The sequence below is a fragment of the Shewanella sp. 11B5 genome (assembly GCF_002836795.1).
GTDB lineage: Bacteria > Pseudomonadota > Gammaproteobacteria > Enterobacterales > Shewanellaceae > Shewanella > Shewanella frigidimarina.
Genome location: NZ_PJAP01000213.1, coordinates 1 through 1,020 on the forward strand (window position 1 = coordinate 1; position 1,020 = coordinate 1,020).

The following is a 1,020-nucleotide window of genomic DNA, read 5'->3' on the forward strand; positions in this document are numbered from 1 at the left end:
TTAACGGCTAAAGCTATCACTAAACCAACCACTTTTAACCTGTTTAGTCTCGAGTTTAAAGCTTAGATTAAAATTTAGAGTTTAGAGTTTAGAGTTTAGAGCTTATAACTTAGATATAGTGCTGGGTGTTTAGATCTGTCATTTATAGCGTTCGATTAACACTCACAACTAGAGCGGATAACGACACATGTCACTATGGAAAGTCCTGTTTGATTTTGTTGATAAAGAACGTAGCAGATTTGATAATGTGCGCCACGATACCCATGCGTTGCAATTTGAAATTGAATCAAATATTCATTTTATTGTGGATGGTTTGGCGCAACAACTCAGTGCAGCCGACATTATCAAGGGGCTAGAAACCCAAGCGTTCGATAAAGCGATACTGTCGGGATTACATATTAGTCAGGCTAAGTTAGTACCGCGAACTATTGAGGGTTATAAAGAGTTCGATAAATACCTAGGTGAGCCAAGCGGCGTGTTGATTAAAAAACTGTACATAAAAATAACGGTACTGAAAAAACTGATTCACGCGGGTAAGCTTGATCAAGATCTTAAACTTAAAGCGCTGTTTCGTTTGCTAATGTTAGTCCACTTTCACTTAGCAGATAAACCACTGCCTAAACCAATGCCAACAGTAAAAAACTAAGCCGCAGATACTCCACGGCTTAGTTCATCGATATTCAGCTTGGTGACAGAACAATATCCTGTGACGTTAAAATAATATCCTGTGACGTTAAAACAGTACCTTGATATGGCTGGCAACGGTTTTTGCTTTTTCGACCGCTTGTTCTACCGAGTTATCGCGGGCTAACGCCACACCTAAGCGGCGGCGGCCATCAATGTCTGGCTTACCAAATAAGCGTAATTGAGTATCGGCTGGCGCTAAGGCGGCAGCCATGCCCTGGTAACGGATATTGGTGGACGTGCCTTCAGCAAGAATAACTGCAGAAGCGCTCGGACCATGCTGCACAATATTACTTATTGGTAATCCTAAAATTGCACGTACATGCAAGGCAAACT

The 1,020-nt window shown here is 41.5% G+C and carries 1 protein-coding gene and 1 pseudogene; one reads left to right on the forward strand and one right to left on the reverse strand.

Annotation, left to right across the window (positions count from 1 at the left end):
- Window positions 1-187 precede the first annotated feature (187 nt).
- The gene (locus CXF78_RS01735; RefSeq protein ID WP_102035786.1) at window positions 188-646 is read left to right on the forward strand and encodes a hypothetical protein; all 459 of its coding nucleotides are present in this window, start codon (window positions 188-190) and stop codon (window positions 644-646) included.
- Between the two features lie 87 nt (window positions 647-733).
- Here CXF78_RS01735 and CXF78_RS01740 read toward each other — a convergent pair.
- A pseudogene (locus CXF78_RS01740) lies at window positions 734-1,020 on the reverse strand (phosphoribosylglycinamide formyltransferase 2); the annotation flags it as partial.

What these genes read in the sequence shown, in the direction of transcription:
- CXF78_RS01735 (WP_102035786.1), top strand. Translation starts at nt 188, where the DNA reads ATGTCACTATGGAAAGTCCTGTTTGATTTTGTTGATAAAGAACGTAGC.